The organism is Actinoplanes sp. NPDC023936 (assembly GCF_040639325.1).
Lineage (GTDB): Bacteria > Actinomycetota > Actinomycetes > Mycobacteriales > Micromonosporaceae > Actinoplanes.
The window spans coordinates 72592-97791 of sequence record NZ_JBEZZR010000022.1 but is presented as its reverse complement, the minus strand read 5'-3'; the positions used below and the strand labels follow the sequence as shown (position 1 = coordinate 97791).

Annotated in this window: 27 protein-coding genes and 1 pseudogene; 14 read left to right on the top strand and 14 right to left on the bottom strand. The window is 70.5% G+C overall.

The annotated features are described in order from the left end of the window. The first annotated feature begins 223 nt into the window (after positions 1–223). The gene (locus AB0F72_RS26095; RefSeq protein WP_360436033.1) at positions 224–823 is read left to right on the top strand and encodes a methyltransferase domain-containing protein; all 600 of its coding nucleotides are present in this window, start codon (positions 224–226) and stop codon (positions 821–823) included. Here the strand turns inward: AB0F72_RS26095 and AB0F72_RS26090 are convergent. From AB0F72_RS26090 to AB0F72_RS26080, 3 genes and pseudogenes are all read right to left on the bottom strand, one after another. Continuing rightward, positions 705–1244: pseudogene (locus AB0F72_RS26090) on the bottom strand (carboxyl transferase domain-containing protein); the annotation flags it as partial. The gene AB0F72_RS26095 and the pseudogene AB0F72_RS26090 sit on opposite strands and share 119 nt — an antisense overlap. 31 nt (positions 1245–1275) lie before the next feature. Next, positions 1276–2061, bottom strand: a complete 786-nt coding sequence (locus AB0F72_RS26085) for an SDR family NAD(P)-dependent oxidoreductase (RefSeq protein WP_360436031.1) — start codon at positions 2059–2061, stop codon at positions 1276–1278. A gap of 65 nt (positions 2062–2126) precedes the next feature. Beyond that, positions 2127–2795, bottom strand: a complete 669-nt coding sequence (locus AB0F72_RS26080; RefSeq protein WP_360436029.1) for an NAD(P)H-dependent oxidoreductase — start codon at positions 2793–2795, stop codon at positions 2127–2129. Between the two features lie 97 nt (positions 2796–2892). On the opposite strand from AB0F72_RS26080, the gene AB0F72_RS26075 reads away from it, so the two are divergent. Continuing rightward, the gene (locus tag AB0F72_RS26075; RefSeq protein WP_360436027.1) at positions 2893–3399 is read left to right on the top strand and encodes a MarR family transcriptional regulator; all 507 of its coding nucleotides are present in this window, start codon (positions 2893–2895) and stop codon (positions 3397–3399) included. 31 nt (positions 3400–3430) lie between these two features. Here the strand turns inward: AB0F72_RS26075 and AB0F72_RS26070 are convergent, their stop codons facing one another. Both AB0F72_RS26070 and AB0F72_RS26065 read right to left on the bottom strand, forming a co-directional pair. Further along, complete coding sequence (locus AB0F72_RS26070) at positions 3431–4966, bottom strand: LuxR C-terminal-related transcriptional regulator (RefSeq protein ID WP_360436025.1); 1536 nt, start codon at positions 4964–4966, stop codon at positions 3431–3433. After that, positions 4933–5115: a hypothetical protein gene (locus AB0F72_RS26065; protein ID WP_360436023.1), complete on the bottom strand. Its 183-nt coding sequence runs from the start codon at positions 5113–5115 to the stop codon at positions 4933–4935. The genes AB0F72_RS26070 and AB0F72_RS26065 overlap by 34 nt, the downstream gene beginning before the upstream one ends. Before the next feature lie 216 nt (positions 5116–5331). Here AB0F72_RS26065 and AB0F72_RS26060 point away from each other — a divergent pair, with 216 nt between their 5' ends. Then, on the top strand, positions 5332–6063 hold the full coding sequence (locus AB0F72_RS26060; RefSeq protein ID WP_360436109.1) for a helix-turn-helix domain-containing protein: 732 nt from the start codon (positions 5332–5334) through the stop codon (positions 6061–6063). Here the strand turns inward: AB0F72_RS26060 and AB0F72_RS26055 are convergent. Continuing rightward, positions 6046–6462: a VOC family protein gene (locus AB0F72_RS26055; RefSeq protein ID WP_360436021.1), complete on the bottom strand. Its 417-nt coding sequence runs from the start codon at positions 6460–6462 to the stop codon at positions 6046–6048. The two genes, AB0F72_RS26060 and AB0F72_RS26055, sit on opposite strands and share 18 nt — an antisense overlap. Before the next feature lie 102 nt (positions 6463–6564). Between AB0F72_RS26055 and AB0F72_RS26050 the strand changes: the two genes are divergently transcribed. The 4 genes from AB0F72_RS26050 to AB0F72_RS26035 all read left to right on the top strand — a co-directional run bounded on the left by AB0F72_RS26050 (position 6565) and on the right by AB0F72_RS26035 (position 10462). Next, the gene (locus tag AB0F72_RS26050; RefSeq protein WP_360436019.1) at positions 6565–7692 is read left to right on the top strand and encodes a lipase family protein; all 1128 of its coding nucleotides are present in this window, start codon (positions 6565–6567) and stop codon (positions 7690–7692) included. A gap of 139 nt (positions 7693–7831) precedes the next feature. Beyond that, positions 7832–9109 (top strand): PA-phosphatase, encoded by a 1278-nt coding sequence (locus tag AB0F72_RS26045; RefSeq protein ID WP_360436017.1) that lies wholly within the window; start codon positions 7832–7834, stop codon positions 9107–9109. 112 nt (positions 9110–9221) lie between these two features. Beyond that, positions 9222–9878, top strand: coding sequence for a lytic polysaccharide monooxygenase (locus AB0F72_RS26040; RefSeq protein WP_360436015.1), 657 nt, complete (start codon positions 9222–9224; stop codon positions 9876–9878). Positions 9879–9940: 62 nt separating this feature from the next. After that, positions 9941–10462: a hypothetical protein gene (locus AB0F72_RS26035; protein WP_360436013.1), complete on the top strand. Its 522-nt coding sequence runs from the start codon at positions 9941–9943 to the stop codon at positions 10460–10462. A 346-nt stretch (positions 10463–10808) separates the two neighbouring features. Here the strand turns inward: AB0F72_RS26035 and AB0F72_RS26030 are convergent, their stop codons facing one another. From AB0F72_RS26030 to AB0F72_RS26020, 3 genes are read right to left on the bottom strand one after another with little or no spacing between them, the layout of a single operon-like run. Next, positions 10809–12014 (bottom strand): acyl-CoA dehydrogenase family protein, encoded by a 1206-nt coding sequence (locus AB0F72_RS26030; RefSeq protein WP_360436011.1) that lies wholly within the window; start codon positions 12012–12014, stop codon positions 10809–10811. Position 12015: 1 nt separating this feature from the next. Next, positions 12016–13047 (bottom strand): phosphotransferase family protein, encoded by a 1032-nt coding sequence (locus AB0F72_RS26025; protein ID WP_360436009.1) that lies wholly within the window; start codon positions 13045–13047, stop codon positions 12016–12018. After that, positions 13044–14201: an acyl-CoA dehydrogenase family protein gene (locus tag AB0F72_RS26020; protein WP_360436007.1), complete on the bottom strand. Its 1158-nt coding sequence runs from the start codon at positions 14199–14201 to the stop codon at positions 13044–13046. The genes AB0F72_RS26025 and AB0F72_RS26020 overlap by 4 nt, the downstream gene beginning before the upstream one ends. A gap of 78 nt (positions 14202–14279) precedes the next feature. Here AB0F72_RS26020 and AB0F72_RS26015 point away from each other — a divergent pair, with 78 nt between their 5' ends. From AB0F72_RS26015 to AB0F72_RS26005, 3 genes are read left to right on the top strand one after another with little or no spacing between them, the layout of a single operon-like run. Next, complete coding sequence (locus tag AB0F72_RS26015; protein WP_360436005.1) at positions 14280–15032, top strand: SDR family oxidoreductase; 753 nt, start codon at positions 14280–14282, stop codon at positions 15030–15032. Beyond that, positions 15029–15631: a TetR/AcrR family transcriptional regulator gene (locus tag AB0F72_RS26010; protein WP_360436003.1), complete on the top strand. Its 603-nt coding sequence runs from the start codon at positions 15029–15031 to the stop codon at positions 15629–15631. Before AB0F72_RS26015 ends, AB0F72_RS26010 begins: the two co-directional genes overlap by 4 nt. A gap of 18 nt (positions 15632–15649) precedes the next feature. Beyond that, complete coding sequence (locus AB0F72_RS26005) at positions 15650–16264, top strand: TetR/AcrR family transcriptional regulator (protein WP_360436001.1); 615 nt, start codon at positions 15650–15652, stop codon at positions 16262–16264. 36 nt (positions 16265–16300) lie between these two features. Here AB0F72_RS26005 and AB0F72_RS26000 read toward each other — a convergent pair whose 3' ends face one another. Continuing rightward, positions 16301–16789, bottom strand: coding sequence for a DinB family protein (locus AB0F72_RS26000; protein ID WP_360436107.1), 489 nt, complete (start codon positions 16787–16789; stop codon positions 16301–16303). An 83-nt stretch (positions 16790–16872) separates the two neighbouring features. Then, positions 16873–17487: a TetR/AcrR family transcriptional regulator gene (locus AB0F72_RS25995; RefSeq protein ID WP_360435999.1), complete on the bottom strand. Its 615-nt coding sequence runs from the start codon at positions 17485–17487 to the stop codon at positions 16873–16875. A gap of 176 nt (positions 17488–17663) precedes the next feature. On the opposite strand from AB0F72_RS25995, the gene AB0F72_RS25990 reads away from it, so the two are divergent. Then, on the top strand, positions 17664–18134 hold the full coding sequence (locus tag AB0F72_RS25990) for a nuclear transport factor 2 family protein (protein WP_360435997.1): 471 nt from the start codon (positions 17664–17666) through the stop codon (positions 18132–18134). A gap of 192 nt (positions 18135–18326) precedes the next feature. On the opposite strand, the gene pdxY is transcribed toward AB0F72_RS25990, so the two are convergent. Then, on the bottom strand, positions 18327–19178 hold the full coding sequence (gene pdxY / locus AB0F72_RS25985; protein ID WP_360435995.1) for a pyridoxal kinase PdxY: 852 nt from the start codon (positions 19176–19178) through the stop codon (positions 18327–18329). A gap of 63 nt (positions 19179–19241) precedes the next feature. On the opposite strand from pdxY, the gene AB0F72_RS25980 reads away from it, so the two are divergent. After that, positions 19242–19814 (top strand): YciI family protein, encoded by a 573-nt coding sequence (locus AB0F72_RS25980; protein ID WP_360435993.1) that lies wholly within the window; start codon positions 19242–19244, stop codon positions 19812–19814. A gap of 152 nt (positions 19815–19966) precedes the next feature. On the opposite strand, the gene AB0F72_RS25975 is transcribed toward AB0F72_RS25980, so the two are convergent. Continuing rightward, complete coding sequence (locus AB0F72_RS25975) at positions 19967–21124, bottom strand: MerR family transcriptional regulator (protein ID WP_360435991.1); 1158 nt, start codon at positions 21122–21124, stop codon at positions 19967–19969. Positions 21125–21130: 6 nt separating this feature from the next. After that, positions 21131–21763 carry a HEAT repeat domain-containing protein gene (locus AB0F72_RS25970; RefSeq protein WP_360435989.1) on the bottom strand — a complete coding sequence of 211 codons (633 nt, stop codon included), beginning with the start codon at positions 21761–21763 and terminating at the stop codon, positions 21131–21133. 443 nt (positions 21764–22206) lie between these two features. Here AB0F72_RS25970 and AB0F72_RS25965 point away from each other — a divergent pair, with 443 nt between their 5' ends. Continuing rightward, complete coding sequence (locus tag AB0F72_RS25965) at positions 22207–23670, top strand: endo-1,4-beta-xylanase (protein ID WP_360435988.1); 1464 nt, start codon at positions 22207–22209, stop codon at positions 23668–23670. A 239-nt stretch (positions 23671–23909) separates the two neighbouring features. Beyond that, positions 23910–25199, top strand: coding sequence for an extracellular solute-binding protein (locus AB0F72_RS25960; RefSeq protein WP_360435986.1), 1290 nt, complete (start codon positions 23910–23912; stop codon positions 25197–25199). Position 25200 lies beyond the last annotated feature (1 nt).

Sequence of the window (25200 nt, the reverse complement as noted above, 5' to 3'; positions counted from 1 at the left end):
CGGCCCGCGACGAATGGCATCCGGGAGCCACCGCAATAAACACCGAAACATTTTGAGATCCATTTCCTTATTGCTCGGCCGACAAACGTGTTGCTAGTTTGGCGGTGACGCATGGCCTGCCAGGCGGCACTCCATCGAACAGCGGGGCCGCTCTCCCCGATCCCGGAACGGAGAATGCGCAGCACCGCGTTTCTCATTCATCTCTCTGGAATGGAGCAGACCCATGACCCGAGCCCAATCCGACACCGCAGATCAGGTCGGACAGCTCTACGATCAGATGGCGGGTTTCGAGTCGGACAATTTCAGCGGGGACCACAATCTGCATTTCGGCTATTGGGACAACCCGGAGGACACCTCGTCCCTCGAACGTGCCGAGGAGCGGTTCACCGAGCTGATGATCGAGAAGCTTCAGCCGAAGCCGGGTGGCCGAGTGCTGGACGTCGGCTGCGGCATGGGCACGCCGGCGATCCGGCTCGCGACCGCCACCGGCAACGAGGTCGTCGGCGTCACGGTGAGCCACGAGCAGGTCAAGCGGGCCGGCCTCCGGGCCGGTGCGGCGGGCCTCGCCGACCGGGTGTCGTTCCAGTGGGCGGACGCCGCCGACCTGCCGTTCGCGGACGGCTCGTTCGACTCCGTCTGGGCGCTCGAGTCGATCATCCACATGCCGGATCGCGCGCGGGTGCTGCGCGAGATGGCCCGGGTGGTATGGACTGCGAGTCCATCACGATGTAGGCGCCGCCGTACGCCTTCCGGAGCACCACCGAGATCCGCGGCACCGTCGCGTTGCAGTACGCGTACAGAAGCTTCGCGCCGTGCCGGATGATCCCGCCGTGCTCCTGGTCGACGCCGGGCAGGAAGCCGGGTACGTCGACGAGCGTCACCAGCGGGATGTTGAAGGCGTCGCAGACCGAGACGAACCGGGCGGCCTTCTCCGAGGCGTGCACGTCAAGGACGCCGGCGACGGTGGACGGCTGGTTCGCGACGATGCCGGCCACGTGCCCGTCCAGGCGGGCGAACGCGCAGACGACGTTGCCGGCCCACGATTCGTGCACCTCGAAGTACTCGCCGTCGTCGACGACCTCCTCGATCACGGCGCGGACGTCGTACCCGAGGTGGGGGTCGGCCGGGACCAGGTCGAGCAGCGCCGTGCAGGGCCGGTCGGCCGGGTCGGCGCACGCCACGGCGGGTGGCGTCTCCCGGTTGTTCTGCGGGAGCAGAGAGAGCAGGTAGCGGACCTCCACCAGGCAGGTCTCCCGCCCGGGGGGAGAGATGGATCTAGCCGCCGATGTGTGGCGCGCGGGCGGCGGAGGAACCGTCGCGCACGACCTCACCGGTGAGGTTTCCGTTGGCTCCGGAGCCGAGGAAGAGGACGAGGTTCGCCACGTCCTCGGCGTGGGAGAGCTTGCGGGTGGGGATGCCGGCCGCGATCCGGTCGGTGAGGACCTTGGGCACCGGGCGGCTGTCGGTCAGGGTGAAGCCGGGGGCCACCACGTTGACCAGGATGCCGTCCCGTCCGGCGTCCCAGGCGAGCGCGCGGGCCATGCCGTAGAGGCCGGACTTGGCGGTTCCGTACGGGCCGGGGCCGGGCACGCCCTCCTCGGCGACGCTTGACGAGATCAGCACGATCCGGCCCCAGCCGTTCGAGCGCATGCTCGGCAGGACCGCGCGGACCTGCGCGGCGGCACCGATCAGGTTGGCGCTGATCATGGCCTGCCACTCGCTGAGCGGCACGTCCTCGAAGCGCACGCTCGGGTCCGGCGGGCCGTCGCCGCCCCAGCGCACGGCGTTGGCCACGAGCACGTCGATCCGGCCCCAGCGGGCGACCACCTCGGCGGCGGCCGCCTCGATGGTGCTCAGGTCCTCCAGGTCGAGGCGGACCACGAGCGCCCGGCCACCGGCCGCCTCGATCTCGGCGGCCACCTTCTCGGCCTTCTCGGGGTTGTTGCGGTAGGTCAGGGCGACCTGCGCGCCCTCCCGGCCGTAGGCGCGGGCGGTCGCCGCGCCGATGCCGGTCGAGGCGCCGGTGACCAGGACCACCCGGTCCTTGAGGGAGCTGTCCATGGTGGGGGTTTCCTTCCGTGGTCGGATGTCCGTCGAGTGGTGCGGCGCGGTCGCCGCAGCGGGAGTCAGGAGCTGACCGAGCCGGCGGCCACCCGGGTGGCGAGCGCCTCGACCGTCTCCAGGGCGGCGGTGTGCGAGGCCTTCTGCTGGTCCCGGAACTGCGCGAGGAACGGCATGACCGGCGCGTGGGTGAACTCGCTGTGCACGAACTCGACGTTCTCGATCTTGAGGGCGGAGAAGTAGGCCCGCAGGTACGTCTCCTGGTAGTCGAAGGGCTCCCGCGGGGTGCCGGGCCCGTAGGCGCCGCCGCGGGCGCTGAGCACCACGACGGACTTCCCGGCGACCGGCAGCCAGGGCAGGGTGACCCGGTCGATCCAGGTCTTGAGGGCCGCGGGGATCGAGAAGTTGTACATCGGCGCGCCGAGCAGCAGGGTGTCGGCCGCGATGAACTGCTCGATCAGCGGACGGGTGGCGGCCCAGGCGCCGGCCAACTCGGGCGTGGCGGCCACCACCTCGTCCATGGCGGCGAGGTCGCGTACCCCGTTCTGGCCGGACAGGGTGGACAGCCGGACACGCGCCTCGTCGACCGGCGGGACCGGGTCTCGAACCAGGTCACGGTAGGTGACCGTGCCGTCCGCCTGGGCGTTCTTCCAGTGCGCGACGAAGTCCTGGCCGAGCTCACGGGAGATCGACTCACTTCGGGCACTGGCATCGAGATGCAGCAGATGCGCCACAGCATTTCCTTCCGAGACAAGATGATCCGGGAGTGCGATAAGAGTAACTTGAAATCGTCTTGAGTCAAGACGATATCGGATTTGCTATTCTCTCCGCATGTCGTTGAGCCCCGCAGCCGCTGACCAGGCCACCAGCAGCCGGTTGCACGACGATCTGCACTGGCTGTTCGCCCGGCTCAAGCAAGGGCTCGCCACCGCCGAGGCCGCGGTCGTCCGCGAGCACGGCATGAGCCTCTGGGGTTACACGGTTCTGATGGCCGTGGTCGAGACGCCCGCCACCAGCCAGCTCGCCCTCGCCCAGGCCGTCTCCGTGGACAAGAGCAAGCTGGTCCTGGTCATCGACGAGCTGGAGGCGGCCCGGCTGGTGCTCCGCCGGCCCGACCCCGCCGACCGCCGGGTCCGCATCGTCGAGGCGACCGACGAGGGCCGCCGCGCGCTGGCCGCCACCCGGGAGGCGATCGCCGCGGTCGAGGACCAGCTCCTCGCGGAGCTGGACGCACCGGCCCGCGAGCTGCTGCGCACGACCCTGCGGCAGCTCGCCGCCGGGCCGATCGAGCGGATCGAGGAGGGACAGCAGGCCACCAACGCCTGCGCCCCCTCCTGACCCCGGCGGCCGCTCAGACCTGGAGCGCACGTCAGACCTGGAGCGCACGGACGAGCTCCGACCGGCCTTGGATCCCGAGCTTGCGATAGACCCTGGTCAGGTGGGTCTCCACCGTGCGACGCGTCACGAACAGCTCCCGGGCGATGGCCCCGTTGGTCCGGCCGACCGCGGCGAGCCGCGCCACCCGGCGTTCGCTGGCGGTGAGGGCCTTCGCACCGAAGTGCTCGCTGCGCCGCGGCAACGCGCCGGCGGCCAGCAGCTCGGTGTGGGTCCGGGCGGCCAGCCGCACCGCGCCGAGCTGCTGGGCCAGGGCCAGCGCCTCTCGAAGCGTCTCGCGGGCCTCGCCCTTGTTGTTGCCGCGCCGCTGCCCGATACCGAGGCTGGCCAGCGCGTACGCCAGCTCCAGGCGAGCCGGCGCGGGCCGCAGCACGGACACCGCCTCGGACAGGCACGCGATCCCGTCCGCCCCGCGCAGCAGCAGGCCCCGGGCCCGCAGCGCCATGCCGATCGCCCGCGGTGTGCCCCACCGGCGGGCGAGGCGCAACTCCTCGTCCACCAGCCGGAGCGCACCCGCGGTGTCACCCAGCTGGCCGCGCATGAACGCCGCCTCGGAGCGCCAGCGCGAGATGGCCGGGTTGCCGGTGCCCCAGGATTCCATCCGCCGGCCGCTCTCCAGCAGGTCCTCCAGCGCGCCCGCGAAGTCCCCGCCCGCGCCGCGGACCCGGCCGCGCGCCGCCAGAAGGAGCGTGTGCGGCCAGGTGTCCGGGAGCGCCCGCAGACAGCCGGCCCGCTCCAGAAGGGTGCCGGCCTCGTCGGTGCGGTCCAGCTCGACCAGGACGTTCAGCAGCGGCGTGAGAGCCAGCGCCAGGATCGGGTCGGCGACCTGCTGTCCGCGCAACAGGTCGGTGGCGAGCCGGGCGTCACGTTCGGCGTCCGCCAGGCGCCCGGCCTCCAGCCGCGAACCGGCCCGCACCGCGAGCACGACGGCGTTCAGCATGGTCTCGCTACGCTGCCGCCGGTCCAGCAGCGCGTCGCAGCACCGTTCGACCAGGTCGAACTCGTCGGCCCAGAGCAGCGTGAACAGGGTGTGCGGCATCACCACCGGGTCCTGGGCCGCCGGGGTGTGCGCCTCGAACTCCCGGCGCAGCGCGGCGACCACCGCCTCGGCCGGCAAGCGCACCTCCACGGCCGCCTGCAACGCCTGCAACGTGGACCGGTGCGACGCGTCGCCGGAATCCCGGTCGTCGAGCGTGGCCAGCAGGTCGGCGATCCGGGCCGCCGCCCGGGATCCGAACAGGGCGATCATCGCCTGGGCGCCGTCCAGCCGCCGCACCACGAACGCGCGCTCCGCCGACGGCGGCACCGCGGCGAGCGCGGCGTAGGACTCCGCGACCACCTCGGCGGCCTCCCGCACCTGATTGGTACGCATCAGCGCCGTCGCGTAGGTGAGCACGGTCCCGACCTGGTCCACCGGCGACCACGCGCTGGTCAGGCGGGCCCGCAGCTTGGGCAGCAGGCCCTGCGGGTTCACGGTCAGCTCGATGCCGTCGGGTGCAGCGCGGGGCACGCCGTCAGCACCGTGGTCAGCAGCAGCGGGTTGCCGCCGGTCAGCTCGTGCACCTTCTCGGCGGACGACGCCGGCATCGGTCCGAGTAGGCCGTCGACGATTCCCGCGTCCCGGCCGGGCTCAGCGGGGCGGGCCGCAGGACCGTCCACTCCCCCGCGTCCCGCAGACCCGCAAGCATCGACGGCGAGGTCTCCGGCTCGCCGAGCCGCCGCGTCACCACCAGCACGACCGGGCTGTCCTTCAGACGCCGGGCCACCACGTCTCGTTGACATCCGACCACCGTGACGCCCACCCGCCAGCGCAGAAAACGCTCCCGCGGTAGACGAGCCCCGGACTTGTCACACCCTCGTGGCATGGTCGCAGGCGTGTATCGGGAATGGGCCTCGCCTCTGCCCCACGTCGTCGCGTGGCGCAGCGTCACGCCGCCGCACGATGAGCCGAGACGCGCCGGGCAGACACGCGCCGAACAGGGACGCGGTGAGCCGAAACGCGGTGAGCCGAAACGCATCCTGCCGGACGGCTGTCTCGACCTGATCTGGCAGGACGGCACGGTGTTCGTCGCCGGGCCGGACACCACCGCGCGGGTCACGCTCCCCCCGCCCGGCAGCCGGTTCGCCGCGCTGCGGTTCGGCGTCGGCACCGGGCCCGGCGTGCTCGGCGTGCCCGCCTCCGAGCTGGTCGATCAGCGTGTGCCGCTCGATGCGTTGTGGCCGGCGGCTGCCGTGCGGGCCATCGCCGAGGCAGCCGATCCGGTTGCCGCGCTGACCGCCGCCGCGGGCCGCCGCTGGCAGGACGCCGACCGGGTGATGGTCGCCCTGGCCGGCGCCGCGCGGGCCGGGTTGCCGGTGGGCGCGGTCGCCGATCGGTGCGGCCTCAGCGCCCGGCAGTTGCAGCGCCGGAGCAACACCGCTTTCGGGTACGGTCCGAAGACCCTGCACCGGATCTTCCGGTTGCAGCGGGCCGTCGCGCTGGCCCGCGCCGGCCGGCCGTTCGCGACGGTGTCGGCCGATGCGGGCTACGCCGACCAGGCCCACCTGGCTCGTGAGGTGCGGGCGATGGCCGGCGTGCCGCTCAGCGCGCTACTCCTGCGTCGCTGAGCCCTGATCACCTGACCCGGTCCAGGCGAAGAGGTCGACCACGTTGCCGTCGGGGTCCTGGACCTGGGCGTACCGCTGACCCCACGGGGCGTCCCACGGCTGTTTCACCGACCGGTGCCCGGCCGCGACCAGGTCACCGTGGCAGGCGTCCACTTCGGCCGGATCGGCGCAGAGGAAGGCCCAGCCGCCGCCGGGTGGCCCCGGCCGGTATTCCGGGTCGAAGGACCGCAGCGCGTCGTGCGTGTCCCACATGAGACGAATGCCACCGGCGACTGTCGCCTCGACGTGGGGTTCCTTCTCCGCGCCGGCTGGAAATGTCACACCGAGCCGGCGGTAGAAGGAGAGGGACGCGGCCATGTCGGCCGTGGCCAGGCCGATCGCGTTGAAGGTGGGTGCCATGGCGCTCACGGTACGAAAGAAACCGCGGCACTGTCTTGAACGAATCGGACAGTCGTCATGTTAGGTTCGCCTAACCTAACAGGATCTCCACAGAGACGAGTGATGTCGATGCTTCACCTCCGCCGCGTCGTGCCCCTGGCGATCGGCCCGCTCCTGGCCCTCGGGCTGCCGGCTCCGGCGTCGGCCGCCGAGCCGGCCGGCGCCCCCGGCTCGGTGATCAGTTCCACGCCGCTGCCCGGCAAGGAGGCGCCCGGAAGCGTCGCGACGTCGATCACCTACTGGACGCAGGACTCGCTGGACCAGCCGCGGCAGGCGCTCGCCACCGTCTACGTGCCGACCGGCACGGCGCCGGCGGGCGGCTGGCCGATCCTGGCGAACGCCCACGTCACGGCCGGGCTGGCCGACGACTGCGCCTACACCGACGACTACGGGACGGCCGCGGCGGACGTCAACGTGGTGACCCCGTGGATCCAGGCGGGCTTCGCGTTCGTCGCCACCGAGTACATCGGCATCGGCACCGAGGGGTCACACGCCTATCTGGACGCCGACGCGGAGGCCAACGCGGTGATCGACTCGGTGCGCGCGGCGCGTGCCACGACCCCGGCGCTGTCCAGCAGTTACGTGGTGAACGGCATCTCGCAGGGCGGCCACGCCACCCTCGCCACCGCGGCGAAGGCGAAGGAGCGGGCGCCGGAACTGCGGCTCGCCGCGGCCATGGCGGACGCGCCGGCCACCAAGGTGGAGGGTTACATCCCGCTCGCCGGGCCGTACATCCCCCCGCTGCCGGCGCCGGACTACACGACCTACGTCTCCTACATCCTCGCCGGCCTGGAGACGGCCCGGCCCAGCTTCGACCTCGACGCCTACCTGACCCCGGCCGGCCGGGCGATCGTCGACGACGCGCACCGGCTCTGCTACTTCGACATGAACACCCGCACCCAGGGCATCGGGATCGGCCAGATGCTCAAGAAGCCGCTCAACACCGGGCCGTTCCCGTCGGTGCTGCGTGACGTCACGACGCTGCCGGTGTCCGGTTTCGACGCGCCGGTGCTGGTGAACCAGGGCCGGTTCGACGTGGTCGCCTTCCCGTTCCTGACCGACCTGCAGGTGACCGAGATGCGGGTGCACGGCGCGAACGTCACCTACCGCCACTACGCCACCGGCCACAACGTGTGGGCGCAGGCGCTGCCGAACAACATCGCCTTCGCCCGCAAGCACCTCGCCGGCTGACGACGAGGGAGCGGCCGGGGCCTCGCAGTCGATCGGCGAGGTCCCGGCCGATAGCGGCTTCCCGTCAGAACGTTGTCTTTTCCATAGGCGAACCTCGATGCTGGGGCCGACACTCGATCCGGCCCACGGGGGGAATCCCATGGCACATCGTGTTCGTTTCCGCGGACTGGCCGCCGCGACGCTGGTGGCAGCGCTCGCCGTGACCGCGTCCACCGCCACCGCCACTGCCGCGGCCGCCGCGCAGCCCGCGGCCTCGGCCAATCCCGTCATCGTCTGGAACATCCACGCGCAGACCGCCATCTTCGAGGTCGGCCGCCAGTCGCCCACCGCGGGCGCGCGCAGCTTCGCCATGGTGCAGGGTGCCGTGTACGACGCGGTCAACGCGATCGCCGGCACGCCCTACGAGCCCTACCTGGCCGCCCCCGCCGCCGGGCGGGGATATTCCACGCCGGCGGCCGTCGCCACGGCGGCTCACGACGTACTCCAATCGCTGTTCCCGGCGCAGGCGGACGCCCTGCGGGCACAGTACGACGAAGCGCTCGCCGCGATCCCCGATGGTCGCGCGAAGCGCGGCGGGATCCGTGTCGGCGCGGCCGCGGCAGCCGCGATGATCGCGGATCGCCGGGACGACGGCGCGTTCTCCGCCGCTACGTGGCCGGTCGGCACCGAGCCCGGTCAGTACCGGCTCACCCCGCCCGGATTCGTGCAGGCCGGCGCCTGGTACGCGTTCCTCAAGCCGTTCGCCGTCGACGACCCCTCCGCCTACCGCGTGGCCGGGCCGCCCGCGTTGACAAGCGCCACCTACGCGCGCCAGCTCAACGAGGTCAAGTCGGTCGGCGCGATCAACAGCACCACCCGCACCCCGGACCAGACCGAGGCGGCGGCCTGGTGGGACGACTACCGGCAGGTGGAGTGGTACATCAAGCGGGAACTCGCCACCGGCCACCGGCTCAGCCCGCTGCAGACCGCCCGGATGCTCGCGATGGTCGACATCGCCACCGCCGACACCATGATCTCCTGTTACCAGGAGAAGCGGCGCTGGAGCTTCTGGCGGCCGGTGACGTCGATCCCCCTCGCGGACACCGACGGCAACCCGGCCACCAGCGCCGACCCGGCCTGGACGCCACTGCGGGTCACCGCGCCCTCGCCGGAATGGCCCTCCGGCCACGCGTGCTACACCAGCGCGATCATGACGGCGCTGCGGGCGTTCTTCGGCCGCGACGACCTGTCGTTCAGCGCCTACAGCGCGGAATCCGGCACGACCCGGCACTTCGGCAGCCTCGCGGCGGCCCGCGCCGAGCTGATCGAGGCCCGGATCTGGGCCGGGGTGCACTACCGGGGCGCGGCCGTGCAGGGCGACCGGCTCGGGGCCACCGTCACGCGCGCGGTCCTGTCCGAGGAGTTCGGCCGCCGCTGACCGGAGGACACCAATCGACATAGGTTGATATGTCGGCGGCGAGGTGTGATGCTGGGTCCGGGAGCGCTCCCAAATCCCCATCATCCCCATCACCGAAGAACGGAGGACCACCGTGCCCCCACACGAGTCCACTCGACGCCGCCGGTCCGGCCACGTGCTGATCGTCCTGCTCGCCACCATGCTCAGCCTGCTGCCCTCGGCCGGCGCGGCGCAGGCCCACGGCACGATCATCAACCCGGCATCGCGCGCCTACCAGTGCTGGAAGACCTGGGGCAGCCAGCACATGAACCCGGCCATGCAGCAGCAGGATCCGATGTGCTGGCAGGCGTTCCAGGCCAACCCGGACACCATGTGGAACTGGATGAGCGCCCTGCGCGACGGCCTCGGCGCCCAGTTCCAGGCCCGCACCCCCGACGGGCAACTGTGCAGCAACGGCCTGACCCGCAACGACAGCCTGAACCAGCCCGGCGCGTGGAAGCAGACGACCCTGAGCCGGAACTTCACGGTCCAGCTGTACGACCAGGCCAGCCACGGCGCCGACTACTTCCGCGTCTACGTGAGCAAGCAGGGGTTCAACCCGGCCACCCAGCGCCTCGGCTGGGGCAACCTCGACTTCATCACGCAGACCGGCAGGTACGCGCCCGCGCAGAACATCTCGTTCAACATCTCGACCTCGGGTTACACCGGGCATCACGTCCTCTTCGTCATCTGGCAGGCCTCCCACCAGGACCAGGCCTACATGTGGTGCAGCGACGTGAACTTCGTCTGATCGGCACGGCACCCTCCGGCGACGGTCGGAGGGTGCCCCCTACGGCAAGGTGAAACCCGATCATGATTGCCCGCAGACACGCGTGGGCGGCGCTGATCCTGGTGGTGTCGGCCGGCGCGGTCGCCCTGCTCAACCCGGGAACGGATCCCGCTCATCTGCAAGATGAGATCATGACCCGGATGCGGACCACACTGGAGTCCGCCGATCCGGAACAGCACCAGCACGCCGGGCACGGCGCCCAGCAGCCCGGTGAGGTGATCTGCGGCGTCCGCGTCTACGGCCACGAGCCGGCCGAGGCAGAGGAGCTCGCCGAGGTGCGGACCGTCTACGGCTTCCACCTCTGCGGGGTCGCCGAGCCGGGCCGCCCCTGGGACGTGGCGGTCAAGCTGGCCGGCCCGGTCATCCTGGACATGACCACCGATCCGGCCGGCATCCGGGTGGTCGAGGCGACCGCCGACGTGAAGTTCATCGACCGGCTGCACGAGATGTTCCCGCCGGTGTACGCGGAGCTGGCGTCCCGGGAGGCCCTGTCCGAGGCCGAGGCGGCCGACCTGCGCAGGCGCTACGACGAGGCCGCGTTCTGAAGCAGGGTCAACTCCCGCCGGGGCGGTGCCGCACGCCGGCGGTGCCGCACGCCGGCGGGCGACATGCGGACGGGCGGCCCAGCAGGCGGGATCGGCGGCGCAGCGTAGACGAGGGCACACACATCACCTTTGTGCGCTTTCGTCGACGCCAGAACCTGGATGAAAGCGCACGAACCGCTTCGGTGTGCCCTCGTCCCCGCCGGCGCGAGCATGCGTGCGACCTCGTCCCCGCCGGCGCGAGCATGCGTGCGACCTCGTCCCCGCCGGCGCGAGCATGCGTGCGCGCTCATCGACCGTAGTCGTGCTCGGTGACGCCCCGCGGCGCCGGCGGAGGCCGGACGGCGGGCTAACCGGTATGAGCGGCGGGACGTTTGAGCTCCTGGCGGGCGATCGTGCGGCGGTGTACCGCGTCCGGGCCATCGACGATGCGCAGCACCCGGGCCCACGCGTAGAAGTACGCGAGCGGCGTGTCGTCGCTGACCCCGGCCCCGCCGAAGACCTCGATCGCCCGGTCGACGACGCGGGTGGCGACGGCCGGGGCGGCCACCTTGATCGCGGCGATCTCGGTCCGGGCCGCACGAGCGCCCTGGGTGTCGATCAGCCAGGCGGTCTTCTGGACGAGCAGGCGTACCTGGTCGATCTCGATCCGGGAGTCGGCGATCAGCTGCTGGACGACGCCCTGCTCGGCGAGCGTGCCGCCGAACGCGGTCCGGGTCCGGGCGCGCTCGACCAGCAGGGCCAGGGCACGTTCGGCCATCCCGATCGCACGCATCGCGTGGTGGATCCGGCCGGGTCCGAGGCGGGCCTGTGCGAGGGCGAAACCCGCGCCCTCCTCGCCGATCAGGTTGGCGGCCGGTACCCGTACCCCGGAGAAATTGATCTCGCAGTGCCCGTGCTGATCCTGGTAACCGAAGATCGGCAGGTCACGGACCACCTGCACGCCGGGGGTGTCGCGCGGAACGATGATCATGGACTGCTGGCGGTGCGGCGCGGCGGACGGGTCGGTCTTGCCCATCACGATGAAGACCCGGCAGCGCGCGTCCGCGACGCCGGTGATCCACCACTTGCGGCCGTCGATCACGTAGGAGTCGCCGTCGCGGACGATCGAGGTCTCGATGTTGGTGGCGTCCGAGGAGGCGACCTGGGGCTCGGTCATCGCGTAGGCGGACCGCAGCGTTCCGTCCAGCAGCGGCTCCAGCCAGCGGCTCTTCTGCTCGGGCGTGCCGAACAGGTGCAGCAGTTCCATGTTGCCGGTGTCCGGCGCCTGGCAGTTGATCGCCTCCGGCGCGATCACCGGGGACCAGCCGGTGACCTCGGCGACCGGCGCGTATTCCAGGTTGCTGAGCCCGGAGACCGAGGGCAGGAAGAGGTTCCAGAGACCGCGATGGCGCGCGTCCCGCTTCAGATCCTCGAGGACCGGCGGGGTGGCGTGCGGGCCGAGCTCGGCGAGTTGCGCCTTCCAGACCGGCTCGGCGGGAAAGACACGTTCGCGCATGAACTGCCACATCGCGTCGACCATGTCGGTGGAGATCCGGCTGGGTGCGAAGTCCATGTCAGACCCTCCCGGTCGGCGACGAAGCAAGCAGATCGAGTCCGGCCTCGGCGATCCGGGCGGACTCTCCGGTGAGGTCGCCGAAGTCCTGGCCGGCCATCGCGCCTGACCGGACTCGCACATTGATGTCCTCGGTGATCACCGCGAACTTGAGGTGTGCGAGGGCCAGGTAGACGGTGAGATGCGACAGGTCGGCGCCGGTCGCCTCGGCGTACCAGGCGGCGATCTCGGCACGCCGGGGAAATCCGAGGGTACGGGTGATCGAGGGCGCGAGCCGCCACGGCTGCTCACCGGGCTCCCGCCAGTAGAAGAGCAGCAGTCCCAGGTCAGCGAGCGGGTCCCCGAGAGTGGACATCTCCCAGTCGAGGACCGCGTTGATCACTCCGGGGCGCGCCGGGTCGAGCACGCAGTTGTCCAGCCGGAAGTCGCCGTGCACCAGCGACTGCCCGGTCCGCTCCGGCACCGCGGCCGCCAGCGCCGCCGCGAGTTCGCCGACGGCCAGCACCCCGTCCTGCCCGACCGCCTCCCACTGCCGGCTCCAGCGCCGGATCTGCCGGCTCAGGTATCCCTCCGCGCGACCGAAATCGCCCAGCCCGGCCTTCTCCACGTCGACGGAGTGGATCGCGGCGAGGGCGTCCACCAGCCCCCGGGCGAGCGCGCGCAGGTCCACCGGGAATCCCGGTGGCAACGCGTCCCGCACGACGACACCGGGCACCGCCGACATGACGTAGCTGGGCACGCCGATCAGTTCGCCGCCGGCGTCGTTCAGAAGAATTTCCGGCACCGGTACGGGGGTGGAAGCCAGCGCCGTCTGCACCCGGCACTCGCGTCCCATGTCGTGCGCGCTGGGCCGCAGTTCGCCGTCCGGCGGCCGGCGCAGGATGACCTCACCGGCCGCCGACCGCAGCCGGAACGTCAGGTTGGACTTGCCACCGGCGATCAGCTCGGCGGTGAAGCCGCGCCAGGCGTCGTCCCCGAGGGCCGCCGCGAGGGCCGGGCCGAGCCGCTCGGGGCGCACCAGCCCGGCGTTCACCGCGTCTCCAGCACGTCACGCGCGATGATCAGCTTCATGATCTCGGTGGTGCCGCCGTAGATCGTGGTGACCCGGGCGTCGGCGTACGCGCGGGCGATCGGGTACTCCAGCATGTAGCCGTAGCCGCCGTGCAGCTGCAGGCAGCGGTCCACGATCCGGTTGTGCATCTCGGTGGCCCACCACTTGGCCTTCGCCGCGTCGACCGCGGACAGCTCGCCCGCGTTGAAGCGCAGCACGGCGTCGTCCACGTACGCCTGCGTCACCTCCAGCTCGGTGACCATCTCGGCGATGGTGAACTGGGTGTTCTGAAACTCGGCGAGCCGCTTGCCGAACGCCGAGCGGTCCCGGACGTAGCCGATCGTCCAAGCCAGCGCGGCGCGGGCGCCGGCACACGCCGTGACGGCGATGTTGAGCCGTTCCAGCGGCAGGTGCGCCATCAGCGCGTGCAGCCCGCGGCCCTCCTCCCCCAGCAACGCGCCCGGGCTCAGCCGCACGTCGTCGAAGGTCAGCTCGGCGGTGTCCTGCGCCTTGAGGCCGAGTTTGCGCAGCTTGCGGCCGCGGGTGAAGCCGGGTGTGCCGCTCTCGACGACGAACAGGCTGAACGCGCTTTCGCCGGTGCGGGCGACCACGACGACCAGGTCCGCGTTGATGCCGTTGGTGATGAACGTCTTCGCGCCGTTGAGCACCCAGCCGTCGCCGTCGCGGACCGCCGTGGCGCGGATGCCCTTGAGGTCCGAGCCGGTGCCGGGCTCGGTCATCGCGATCGCCCCGATCCACTCGCCGGACGCCAGCTTCGGCAGCCACTGTTTGCGCTGCTCACCGGCGGCCAGGTCGATGAAGTAGGGCAGGACGACGTCGGTCTGCGCGGCGAACCCGGCCGCGAGGGAGTTCGCGCCGGCCCGGGCCGTCTCCTCGATCATCGCGGTCCGGAAGCGGTAGTCGCCGATGCCGCCACCGCCGAACTCCTCGGGCACCGGCAGCCCGAGATATCCCAGGTCGCCGGCGACCCGCCAGACGTGGCGCGGGATGTCGGCGGCCTCTTCCCAGTCCTCGACGTGCGCGGCGACCTCGCGGGCGACGAACTCCTTGACGCTGTCCCGGAAGGCCTCGTGCTCGTCGTCGAAGAGCGAGCGTCGTGCGTACAGATCCGTCATTCTCGGAGCGCCTCTCGTCTACTTAGCGAGCGCTAACTAGAATTCGGGCCACTGTAGCCGAAGTCAAGAGGGGTATTCGTGGAGATCTTTCGTCTCGACGGCCGGGTCGTCCTGGTGACGGGCGCGAGTTCGGGCTTGGGGGCGGGTTTCGCCCGTACCCTCGCCGCCGCAGGCGCGGACCTGGCGCTCGTCGCGCGCCGGGCCGATCGGCTCACCGGCCTCGCGGAGACGTTGCGGGCCGCAGGCACGCGCGTGCTCACCCACGCGGCCGACGTCAGCGACCCGGAGCAGTGCCGGGCCGCCGTCGCCGCGACGGTGTCCGCATTCGGCCGGATCGACGTGCTGATCAACAACGCCGGGATCGGGCACGCCGTGCCGGCCTCGCGGGAGTCGTTCGACGGCTTCACGTCGGTGCTCCGGGTGAACCTGGCCGGACCGTTCTGGATGGCACAGGCCTGCGCGCCGCACATGCCGCACGGCTCCTCGATCGTCAACGTGGCCAGCGTGCTCGCGCACATCGCGCCGCCGTTCCCGCAGGCCGCCTACGCGGCGAGCAAGGCCGGTGTCCTCGGGCTCACCCGCGATCTCGCGAGCGAGTGGTCGGCGCGCAAGGGCATCCGGGTGAACGCGCTCTGCCCCGGGTACTTCGCCAGCGAGATGACCGCGAATGATGATGAGCAACTGCGGGCGATGGTGGCCCGCAACAGCATGCTCGGCCGGTTCGGGGAGCAGGCCGAGCTGGACGGGGCGCTGCTCTTCCTGGCCTCGCCCGCCTCCTCCTACGTGACCGGTACGAGCCTTGTCGTCGACGGAGGCATGTCAGCGTTATGAGGGAGTGGACGGTTTATCCCGCGCTGGAGCTGCCACCGATCCTCGCGGTGTCACTCGATCAGATAGTCCAGCACGGGTACGACGCGACGAGCGTCCGCAAGATCGCCAGCGAGGTGGGGGTGACCGTTCCGGCGCTCTACTACCACTTCGAGAACAAGCAGGCGATCCTGATGGCGCTGCTCGACCACGCCATGCAGATCGTCACCAGCCACGTCGACGCGGCCCTCGAGGAGGCCGGGCCGGACCCGGTCGCCCGGCTCAGCGGCGCGGTCGAGGCGATCGTCCTCTACATGGCACATCACCGTGACCTGGCGTTCCTCGACTCCGAGCGGCGGTCGCTGACGCCGCCGCACCTGGAGCGCTATGTGCGGCACCGGGATCGGATCGAGGGCCTGCTGCGCGACACGATCACGGCGGGGTGCCGGGACGGCGTCTTCCGGACGACCAATCCGACGGCGTGCGGGCGGGCGATCCTGGCGATGTGCCAGGGGGTCGCCGGATGGTTCCAGCCGAGCGGTCCGCAGACTCCCGAGGAGGCGGCGGCCGATTATGTACGGATAGCGCTGGCGGCCGTTTCCGTTGTCGAGGAGTCAGCTTAGACCGTTATTGTCGACGTCATGACGACAACCAGCTCCCGGGCGGACCGTACCAGCCAGTCCCGGTCCTTGATCCTCGACGCGGCTGTCACCTGCCTGCTGCGCGACGGATACGCCCGGACCAGCACCATTTCGATCCAGGCTGAGGCGGGCATGTCGCGCGGCCGGATGCTGCACCAGTTCCGGTCCAAGGAGGAGCTGCTGGTCGCCGCCGCGCACCACATCTTCGCCACGCAGCTGGAGCAGCCGGTCCCGCCGGTGCTGAGCGAGCGGATCGCCGAGGCGAGCGGTCCCGGCGAGCGGATCGCCGTGGTGGTGGACGTGCTCTGGGCGACGTTCCAGGAGCCGAGTTTCTGGGCGGCGACCGAGCTGTGGGTCGCCGCGCGCACCGAGCCGGCCCTGGCCGCGGCGATCCGCCCGGCGGAGAAACGCCTGGGCCAGGCCATCTGGGGCCGGATGGACCACCTCTTCGGCCCCGACCTGGTCGGGCGGCCGCTGTACCTGCCGATCCGGCCGGTGCTGTTCACCAGCATGCGGGGGACGGCGCTGAGCTACGCCTTCGACGCTCGCGATCCGTCGTCGGAGCCGCTGCTGGAGCACTGGAAGGAGCTCGCCCGGCACGCCCTGCTGGCCTGAAACAGACAGAACTGACTGTTCCAGGTCAGCCCGTGGTCAGCGTGGCCCCAGCCCGGTACGCCCGTCGATGAGCTCCCGCACCGCATCCAGATGGCCGGCGTGCCGGGCGGTCTCCTCGATGACGTGCAGAATGATCCGGCGCAGGTCGCGTGTCTGCGACCCCAGCGGCTCGCTCGGATGCCGGCCGACGGGCGTGGCCGTCAGTGCGGACTCCGCGATGACGGCGTCCGACACCCGGCACTGGTCGTCGTAGAACCGGAAGACCTGAGCCGGCGATCGCGGCGTGGTGAGCGGCGCGTGGCCGTCCGGCCACGGCAACGCCTCGGCAGAGCCCCGGAACACCTCCTGGAACCAATGGCGCTCCGCATGCCCGAGGTGCTCCACCAGGCCGAGAGGCGTCCAGCCGGACGGCAGCACGGACGCGCTCAGAGCGGTCCGGTCGAGGCCCACCAGGATGGCTCGCACGCTGGCGCGCTGATAGGCGAGAAACTCGGACAGAACGGCCTTCTCGGTATCGACGTTCATCACGCCGCGGACGCTAACAGCAGGCACCGACATTTCCGGGCTCAGCATGGCTCAGTGTCAAGGCCTCGGCGATCGATCCCGCGTCAACGGACGTCATCGGCCGCTTCCGTCCGCTGACCGTCGAGCACGCGAAGCGCGTCGAGTGCGACAGCGGTGAGAACGCCGCGGCCCACGCCGGCGCGGCCAAGCAATTCCATCCCTCGGGTGACGGCGACAAAGTAAACCGCCAGCGATTGCACGTTCACGCCCGCCGGGAGATCCCCGTTCTCCCGCGCATGGTCCAGACATTGGGCATAGACGCCCGCGAGCTGTTCGATACCGGCCTTGGTGACCGTCGAGAGCGGATCCTCCGCGCCGGTCGACTCGACCAGCGCCCGTGTGGTGAGTGAGACCCGTCGATCAGTGCTGCTGAAATCGATCGCCATCCGGAGCATGTGACCCCGGATTTGCTCCAGCGGCGAAGCGTCATCGTGTCCGAGCGCTTCCGTGACGGCGCGCGTCGCCTCATCGCGATCCTCGGAAAGTGCCCGCAAAAACAATTCCCGCTTCCCGCCGAACGCGTTGTACAGGCTCTGTTTCCCCAAGCCGGTCGCCCGCACCAGGTCATCCAGCGTCGCAGCGGCAAGGCCGTGCACGGCGAACACCTCACCGGCGCTGCTGACGACATCACTCTCGTGGAACTTGCGGGGACGAGGCACGTGAGCAAGCTTACGTTATTGACCATACAGTCAAAAACTTGGTAGCCTGGTGGGACGCGCAGCGGTGAGATCGCATCGCGAGCGTCGCCGACCGCGGAGATGGCGTCGCCACTCGATTGCCGCCGAGCCGCAGCAACCTATTCCCGTAGCGACTCCACGCATCCAGGAGAGCGGAAATGAAAAGCAACGAAGAAATCGTTCGTGAGGCATACCGGCTGGCGGAGGGGAGCACCCTCGACGGTGAAGGCTTCCGCGCCCTGTTCACCGAGGACGGGACGTTCAACGACCTGCCGAATTCGCTGACCTTCCGCGGAGACCAGATTCCTCAGGCGGTGTCGGGCTTCGCCAGCGTCTTCCCCGACGTTCACCGCGAGCTGCTCGAAGTGCACGCACTCGGTGACGTCGTCGCCGTCGAACTCCGAATCCAGGGAACGCACCTCGGCGGCTTCCCGACCCCGGTCGGCGAAATCCCGCCGACCGGCAATCCGATCGACGTGCCGACGGCAGATCTCTGGTTTCTCCGTGACGGAAAGATCGAAAGGTTCGACTGCTACAACTCAGCGAACATGCTGCTCGCCCAGATCGGGGCCAACCCCGACTACACGTCGGCGATAGAGGCCGCCAAGACAATCGCCACACGGGCATAGCTCCACCGCCCGCGCCGAGTGCGCGACAAATCTCCGCGAGGAGTCGACCGCATCACCAACGCGGCCGTCGCCGCGGGCTGGCCGGTCGGAGCCGGTGATCCGATCGGCTTGCGCCTGCCCTGCGGCCACCGGCCCGTCGTCTGCCCGGCGGCCACGGGCCCGGTCAGCGGGCCCGTGGCGTCGGGGCTCGGTTCAGCGGACCTGCTTCGCCTCGAACTGCATGCGCGGGTTGGCGTAGAACTCCTGGGCCTGGACCAGCCGCAGCTCACGCTCGCCGGAGCGGTACGTCGTCTCGATCAGGTCGAAGACGCTGGACGCCGTCCGCTCCAGGGACAGTGCGGCGTCCTTCGTCGCCACGTAGTGGGCGGTGAACAGGGCCGCCGTGACGTCGCCCGAGCCGTTCGCCTTGAACGGGAGGTGGGGCGTGGTGACGATCCAGGCGCCGGCGTCGTCGACGACCAGCATCTCGATCGTGCCCTCCTCGCGGTCCGGGCGCTCCACGCTCGTGACCAGCACCGTCGACGGGCCCATGGCACGAGCCAGGTCGGCCGAGGCCAGGGTCGACTCGATGCTCGCCGGCGCGGTGCCGGTCAGGAAGCCGAGCTCGAACTGGTTCGGGGTGATGATGTCGGCGACCGGGACGACCCGGTCGCGGAGCAGCACCGGGATCTCCGGGGCCACGAAACAACCCGACTTGGCGTTACCCATGACCGGGTCGCACGCGTAGACCGCCGCCGGGTTCGCCGCCTTCACCCTCCCGACCGCGTCGATGATGACGTCGGCGATGCCGGCGCCGCCCTGGTAACCGGAGAGGACCGCGTCGATCTGCGGGAACACTCCCCGCTCCTGCACACCGAGGAGGACCTCGGCCACATCCGCCGGCGGGATCAGCGGACCCCGCCAAGCGCCGTAGCCCGTGTGGTTGGAGAAATTCACCGTGAGGACCGGGACGACCTCGACGCCGATGCGCTGCAGGGGGAACACGGCCGCGGAGTTACCGACGTGGCCGTGCGCGACCGCCGACTGGATGGACAGAACCTTCATTCCCCCAGCCTAGAGACCCGCCTGCGGGCGGCACGTGCGTGGATGGGGTGCCATCCTCGTCGGATGGGCGATTACTTCTTCTACTGCCGCGATCGTGACGGCTCCGGAGAGCTGCGTGACCGGCTCGTGGAGGAGCATTGGGCGTTCATGGACCGGTTCGCCGATCGGATGATCGCGCGGGGGCCGACGCTCACCGAGGACCGGGAGGCCGCCACCGGCAGCGTGCACATCGTCGACCTGCCGGACCCCGACACCGTCAAGATCTTCGGGTACGAGGAACCGAACTATCTCGCCGGGATCTACCGTTCCGTGATCATCCGGCGGTTCGTCGACCTGCTCGGGCGGACGATGTGGGACTTCCCGGGCAGCCGGGACGACGGTGGCGGGCGATATCTGGTGCTCGCGCACGCCAAGCCGCTGATCGACTGGCCGGGAGCGGCGCTGACCGAGCCTGAGCTCGACCGGGAACGGCTCATCGCTTTCGGGCGGCTGCTCTCCGAGGACGGAGAGGATTGGGAGGGTACGGCCGTGATCGGCGAGTTCGCCGAGCCGGAGGCTGTCCGGGAACTGTTCGCCGGCACTGGCGCCTATGCGCGGATCGAGGTGCATCCGTGGACGTTCGGCGGGCGCCGGTGAAGCCTGCGGCACGGCGTTCCCCATCGCCCGGCCGGCAGTCGGTGAACGACAGCTCGGCGGTGTCCGAGCAGAGCCAGCCCATCTTGTCGGACCCCGCCGCCGCGGGGAGGCGCCCGAGGCGAGCCCCAGCCGGCGGTCTTCGACGTGCGGCTTCAGCCGGCGCGGCGTTTCAGCAGGTAGGTTGCGGTGAGCGCGACCGCGCGGTCCTCGTCCCCGGTCAGGCTGGTCAGGGCTCGCGTCGTGGTGTCGCCCGGGATGTCGGCGAGCGCCTGCGTGAGCCGGCCCCGAGCGGCCGCGTCGACGTCGTCGTGGTGCAGGCGGTCGACCAGGCCGGTGGCGATCCGGTCGGTCAGCGCCGGGTCGGCCGCGAGCGCGCTCAGCGCATCGGCCGCGTCGACGTCGTTGGCCTGGTCGACGATCATCCCGATCAGCGTCGGCACCGCTTCCGGCGCTCCCCGCGCACCGAGAACAAGCGCGACCCGCCGCCGAACCACGAGATCAGCACCGGAAGAGACGCCCGAAGAGGCACCGGCGGCGGCGGAAGCCGCGTCCGGGGAGGTGCCGACGGCGCCGGAAGAGGCGCAGGAGGAGGGGCCGGCTGAGGAACCGGGGGCGGCGCCGGGAGCCGCGTCCGTGCCGGCTTCCGGTTCGGCGTGGGTCAGATAGTCGAGCAGGATCGCGGTGGCCGCCTCGCCCGGGATCTCGGCGATGGCGTCGACCGCCCGCCGGCGCACCTCGGCGGACGGTGCGTCCAGCGCGCCGGCCAGCTGCGCCAGCCCCTCCTCGCCGGAGCGGGCGAGCGCCCACCGCAGCGCGCCGGCCGCGTTCGGGTCGGTCTCGCTGAGCGCCGCCTCGACCAGCGCCTCCACCGGTAGCCGGTCAGCCGGGAACAGGGCCGGGGTCAGGGCCGCACGCTGCCGCCGGCCGGCGCTCTCCGAGCCCAGCGCCTGCAGCAGCGCGACGACCCGCAGCACGTCGTCCCAGCCGGAGGGCTCGGCGGTGTCGATCCGGCGTAACCGGGTGAGCAGCTCCGTCTCCGCGGCGATGCGTTCCCGGGTCTGCCGGATCAGGTCGGCGACCAGGGCCGACGGCGTGAAGCCGGGATCGTCCAGGGCGCGGCCGACCTCGCGCAGCGACAGCCCGAGCGAGCGCAGCATCTCGATGTGCGAGATCCGCCGGATGTCGTCGCCGGAGTACTCCCGGTAGCCGCCGGCACTACGACCCGTCGGCCGGACCAGGCCGAGCGACTCGTAGTGCCGCAGCATGCGGGCGCTGACCCCGGACCGCCGCGCCACGTCCCCGATCAACACGGTTCGTCACACCTCCTGCGCGGCCGGGCCCAGGGCCACGATACGTTTCGCCTCCTCGACGGCGAACGCGAAGTCGGCCTCGGGATCGAGGGCCAGGTGCCGGGTGGCGAGCGCGTGTTCCCGTACCCCATCGGCGGGGTTGGTCGTGGCGATCTCCAGCAGCGGCTGGATCACGTCGCCGAGCGCGATCATCGCCCGGCTGAGACTGAGCCGCGTCTCGCGCCCGCCCCGGCCGAGCTGGGTGGCGAGCACCGCCGCAAGGTCGGGCTCGGCACCGGCGGGCACGAGAACGGCAGCGGTACGCCACGCGGTGCGGGCCACCTCGTCGTCGGCGTCGGTCAGCAACGCCGTGGTGATCGCCGGCCACGCCGCCCGGTCGCCGATCTTGGAAAGCGTGTGCAGCGCCTGGCTGCGTGCCCGCGGATTCGGCGAGCCGAGTGCAACGATCAGGCGGGGAACCGTGAGCGACGACGGGTAACGGGTGAGCGCCCAGGTCAGCATGTCGCGGACGAAGAAGTCCGGCTCGATCCCGCAGCGTTCGACGAGCTTGTCGATCATCCGCGGGTCGGCGGACGTCCCGGCGGCGAGGGCGGCTTGCAGCCGGGCCGAGGAGTTCGGGCTCTCCAGCATCGTGGTCATGAGCCCAGTGAACGGCTTGACACAGTGACAAGGTCAAGCGCGCCGGGCACCGGCCGCCGCCCGCGCCGCAGTGACCGCCCGGCACCGGCGCATGCGACTTCCTGCCATTCCGCGCCTTTCGCAAAAAGAATTATTCGCGGAAGTGTTATAGGGATGGGAGCGACGAAGTCGGGGGTTCGAAAGTTTCAGAATTGGTTGCCACCCAACGGCGCAATTAGCCTCGCGCAAAAGCGCTGCTGGAGAGCCACATGAGCTGATCGCCACGCACGGAGATGCGGTCCATAAGTTACGGCCGGCTTCCGGAATCTCTTGTTTCCGGGATGTTGCCGTGCCAGCATCGCGGCATTGAGAATCGTCGCTCCGATTCGGCTGAGCGCGCATTTCGCATGCGACACCGACCCACCCATGTGAAGAGCGTGCCAGGTCGAGAAGGGAATGCTCTCGTGGCAACCACATCCCCACCCCTCTCCCCCGGCTCCCCGCGATGGCGATCGACGCCGGCCCGCCTGCTGATCGCCGCCACGGTGGCCGCCGTCGGGGCGTTCAGCGCCCTGATGGTCATGCCGGACGCCAACGCCGCGGCGAGCACGCTGGGCGCCGCGGCCGCGCAATCGGGCCGGTACTTCGGCACGGCGATCGCCGCCGGACGGCTCAACGACGCGACCTACAGCACCATCGCCGGCCGCGAGTTCAACATGATCACGGCCGAGAACGAGATGAAGCCGGACGCCACCCAGCCCCAGCGTGGCCGGTTCACCTTCACGTCCGGTGACCAGATCTACAACTGGGCGACCCAGCGCGGCCTGCAGGTCCGCGGCCACACCCTCGCCTGGCACGCCCAGCAGCCGGGCTGGATGCAGAGCCTCAGCGGCAGCGCCCTGCGTCAGGCGATGATCGAGCACATCAACGGCGTGATGGCCCACTACAAGGGCAAGCTCGCCGCGTGGGACGTCGTGAACGAGGCGTTCAACGAGGACGGCAGCCGCCGGCCGTCCAACCTGCAGGGCACCGGCAACGACTGGATCGAGGTGGCGTTCCGCACCGCGCGCGCCGCCGACCCGTCGACCAAGCTCTGCTACAACGACTACAACATCGAGAACTGGACCTACGGCAAGACGCAGGGCGTCTACAACATGATCCGGGACTTCAAGGCCCGTGGCGTGCCGATCGACTGCGTGGGCCTGCAGACCCACTTCACCGGCGGCAGCTCGTTGCCGGGCAACTTCCAGACCACCCTGTCCAGCTTCGCGGCCCTGGGCGTGGACGTGACCCTGACCGAGGTCGACGTCACCAACGCGTCGACCACGCAGTACGCCGGGCTGACCCAGGCCTGCCTCAACGTGCCGCGCTGCATCGGCATCACGGTGTGGGGCGTACGGGACAGCGACTCGTGGCGCGCCAGCGAGAACCCGCTGCTGTTCGACGGCGGCGGCAACAAGAAGGCGGCCTACAACTCGGTGCTCAACGCCCTCAACGCGGCCACGCCGAACCCGTCCTCGCCGGCGCCGAGCGGGAGCTCCACCCCGCCTGCCGGTACGGGCCGGATCGTCGGCGCCCAGTCCGGGCGGTGCGTCGACGTGCCGAACGCGTCGCAGAACAACGGCACGCGGGTGCAGCTCTACGACTGCAACGGCCAGGCCAACCAGACGTGGACGCTGACGTCCGGCAAGCAGCTGACCGTGTACGGCTCGAGGTGCCTGGACGCGGCCGGTTCCGGCAACGGCGCGGCCGTGCAGATCTACGCCTGCGGCGGCCAGGCCAACCAGCAGTGGAACGTCAACGCCAACGGCACCATCACCGGCGTGCAGTCCGGCCGCTGCCTGGACGTGTGGGGCACCGGCAACGGCCAGCAGATGCAGATCTACGACTGCAACGGGCAGGCCAACCAGCGGTTCAGCCTCAGCTGACCGTCCCGTGAAGCGGTGCGGAGGCGGAACACGCCGCCGCACCGCTTCGTCGTGCCCGCCGGCATCCGAAACTTTCGGCTAGCCCTGCCAACTTCCGATTTTCGGTTACTGCCACTCCGGACGCGGACTCGCCTGATTCTCGCGCGTCACGTCTTGACATGCGCATTGACCTCTCCATAACTTGAGCGACATCTTTCGAATGACTTCCGAAAGTTTCGCTACCGAGAGGTGGGCACCACATGTTGTCAAGGAGAACTCTCGCCGCCGCCGCCGTGCTGGCACTGAGCGCCACGGGCCTCGCCGCCTGCGGAGGTGGTGACGACGACGGCTCCGACTCCGGTGGCGACGTCACGATGCAGCTCTGGCACAACGCGTCGACCGGGCCAGGCGCGGCGTTCTGGGAGAAGACGGTCGCCGGCTTCCAGTCCGCCCACCCCACCGTGAAGATCAAGATCCAGCAGGTGCAGAACGAGGACCTGGACGGCAAGCTGCAGACCGCGCTGAACTCCGGCTCCGCGCCCGACATCTTCCTGCAGCGCGGCGGCGGGAAGATGGCCGCGATGGCCGAGGCGGGCCAGCTCAAGGACATCACGAACGACATCACCGCGGAGAGCAAGCAGGCCGTCGGCGAGGCGGCGCTCGGAACCGGGCAGATCGACGGCAAGGCGTACGCCGTACCGGTGTCGATCCTGCCCGGGGGTTTCTGGTACAGCAAAGATCTCTTCACGAAGGCCGGCGTCACGACGCCGCCCGCCACGCTGGACGAGCTCAACCAGGCGGTCGGCAAGCTGAAGGCGAACGGCACGCCGATCGCACTCGGCGCCAAGGACGCGTGGCCGGCCGCCCACTGGTACTACTTCTTCGCCCTGCGCGCGTGCAGCAAGGCCTCGCTCGACGCCGCCGCCAAGGAGAAGAACTTCAGCGACCCGTGCTGGGTGAAGGCGGGTACCGACCTCCAGGCCTTCGCCGCCACGAAACCGTTCAACGACGGCTTCCTGACCACCTCCGCCCAGCAGGGCGCGGGCAGCTCGGCGGGCCTGGTCGCCAACTACAAGGCGAGCATGGAACTGATGGGCGCCTGGGACCCGGGTGTGATCGCCTCGCTGACCAAGGACACCAAGCCGCTGCCCGACCTGGGCTTCTTCCCGTTCCCCGCGGTGGCCGGCGGGCAGGGCGACCCGGCCGCGATCATGGGTGGCACGGACGGGTACTCGTGCTCGGCCCAGGCGCCGAAGGAGTGCACCGAGTTCCTCAACTACCTGCTGACCAAGGACGTGCAGGAGGCGTACTACAAGGCCTACAACGCGCTGCCGGTGAACAAGCAGGCGCAGGGCGCGGTCACCGAGGACTACCTCAAGGCGGTCCTCGACGCCTACAACAAGGCGCCCTACGTCTCGCTCTGGCTCGACACGATCTACGGGCAGAACGTCGGCAACGCCCTGAACGTCGGCGTGGTGAACATGCTCGCCGGCAAGGGTGACGTCGCCGGGATCATCCAGGCCGTGAACGACGCGGCCAAGAAGGGCTGAC

Coding starts and splice junctions, on each gene's coding strand:
- AB0F72_RS26020 (WP_360436007.1), bottom strand. CDS start 14,201: ATGACGGATCTGTACGCACGACGCTCGCTCTTCGACGACGAGCACGAG.
- AB0F72_RS26035 (WP_360436013.1), top strand. CDS start 9,941: ATGATTGCCCGCAGACACGCGTGGGCGGCGCTGATCCTGGTGGTGTCG.
- AB0F72_RS26055 (WP_360436021.1), bottom strand. CDS start 6,462: ATGGCACCCACCTTCAACGCGATCGGCCTGGCCACGGCCGACATGGCC.
- AB0F72_RS26010 (WP_360436003.1), top strand. CDS start 15,029: ATGAGGGAGTGGACGGTTTATCCCGCGCTGGAGCTGCCACCGATCCTC.
- AB0F72_RS26030 (WP_360436011.1), bottom strand. CDS start 12,014: ATGGACTTCGCACCCAGCCGGATCTCCACCGACATGGTCGACGCGATG.
- AB0F72_RS26000 (WP_360436107.1), bottom strand. CDS start 16,789: ATGAACGTCGATACCGAGAAGGCCGTTCTGTCCGAGTTTCTCGCCTAT.
- AB0F72_RS26045 (WP_360436017.1), top strand. CDS start 7,832: ATGGCACATCGTGTTCGTTTCCGCGGACTGGCCGCCGCGACGCTGGTG.
- AB0F72_RS25970 (WP_360435989.1), bottom strand. CDS start 21,763: ATGACCACGATGCTGGAGAGCCCGAACTCCTCGGCCCGGCTGCAAGCC.
- AB0F72_RS26050 (WP_360436019.1), top strand. CDS start 6,565: ATGTCGATGCTTCACCTCCGCCGCGTCGTGCCCCTGGCGATCGGCCCG.
- AB0F72_RS25980 (WP_360435993.1), top strand. CDS start 19,242: ATGGGCGATTACTTCTTCTACTGCCGCGATCGTGACGGCTCCGGAGAG.
- AB0F72_RS25990 (WP_360435997.1), top strand. CDS start 17,664: ATGAAAAGCAACGAAGAAATCGTTCGTGAGGCATACCGGCTGGCGGAG.
- AB0F72_RS26005 (WP_360436001.1), top strand. CDS start 15,650: ATGACGACAACCAGCTCCCGGGCGGACCGTACCAGCCAGTCCCGGTCC.
- AB0F72_RS26075 (WP_360436027.1), top strand. CDS start 2,893: ATGTCGTTGAGCCCCGCAGCCGCTGACCAGGCCACCAGCAGCCGGTTG.
- AB0F72_RS26085 (WP_360436031.1), bottom strand. CDS start 2,061: ATGGACAGCTCCCTCAAGGACCGGGTGGTCCTGGTCACCGGCGCCTCG.
- pdxY (WP_360435995.1), bottom strand. CDS start 19,178: ATGAAGGTTCTGTCCATCCAGTCGGCGGTCGCGCACGGCCACGTCGGT.
- AB0F72_RS25960 (WP_360435986.1), top strand. CDS start 23,910: ATGTTGTCAAGGAGAACTCTCGCCGCCGCCGCCGTGCTGGCACTGAGC.
- AB0F72_RS26095 (WP_360436033.1), top strand. CDS start 224: ATGACCCGAGCCCAATCCGACACCGCAGATCAGGTCGGACAGCTCTAC.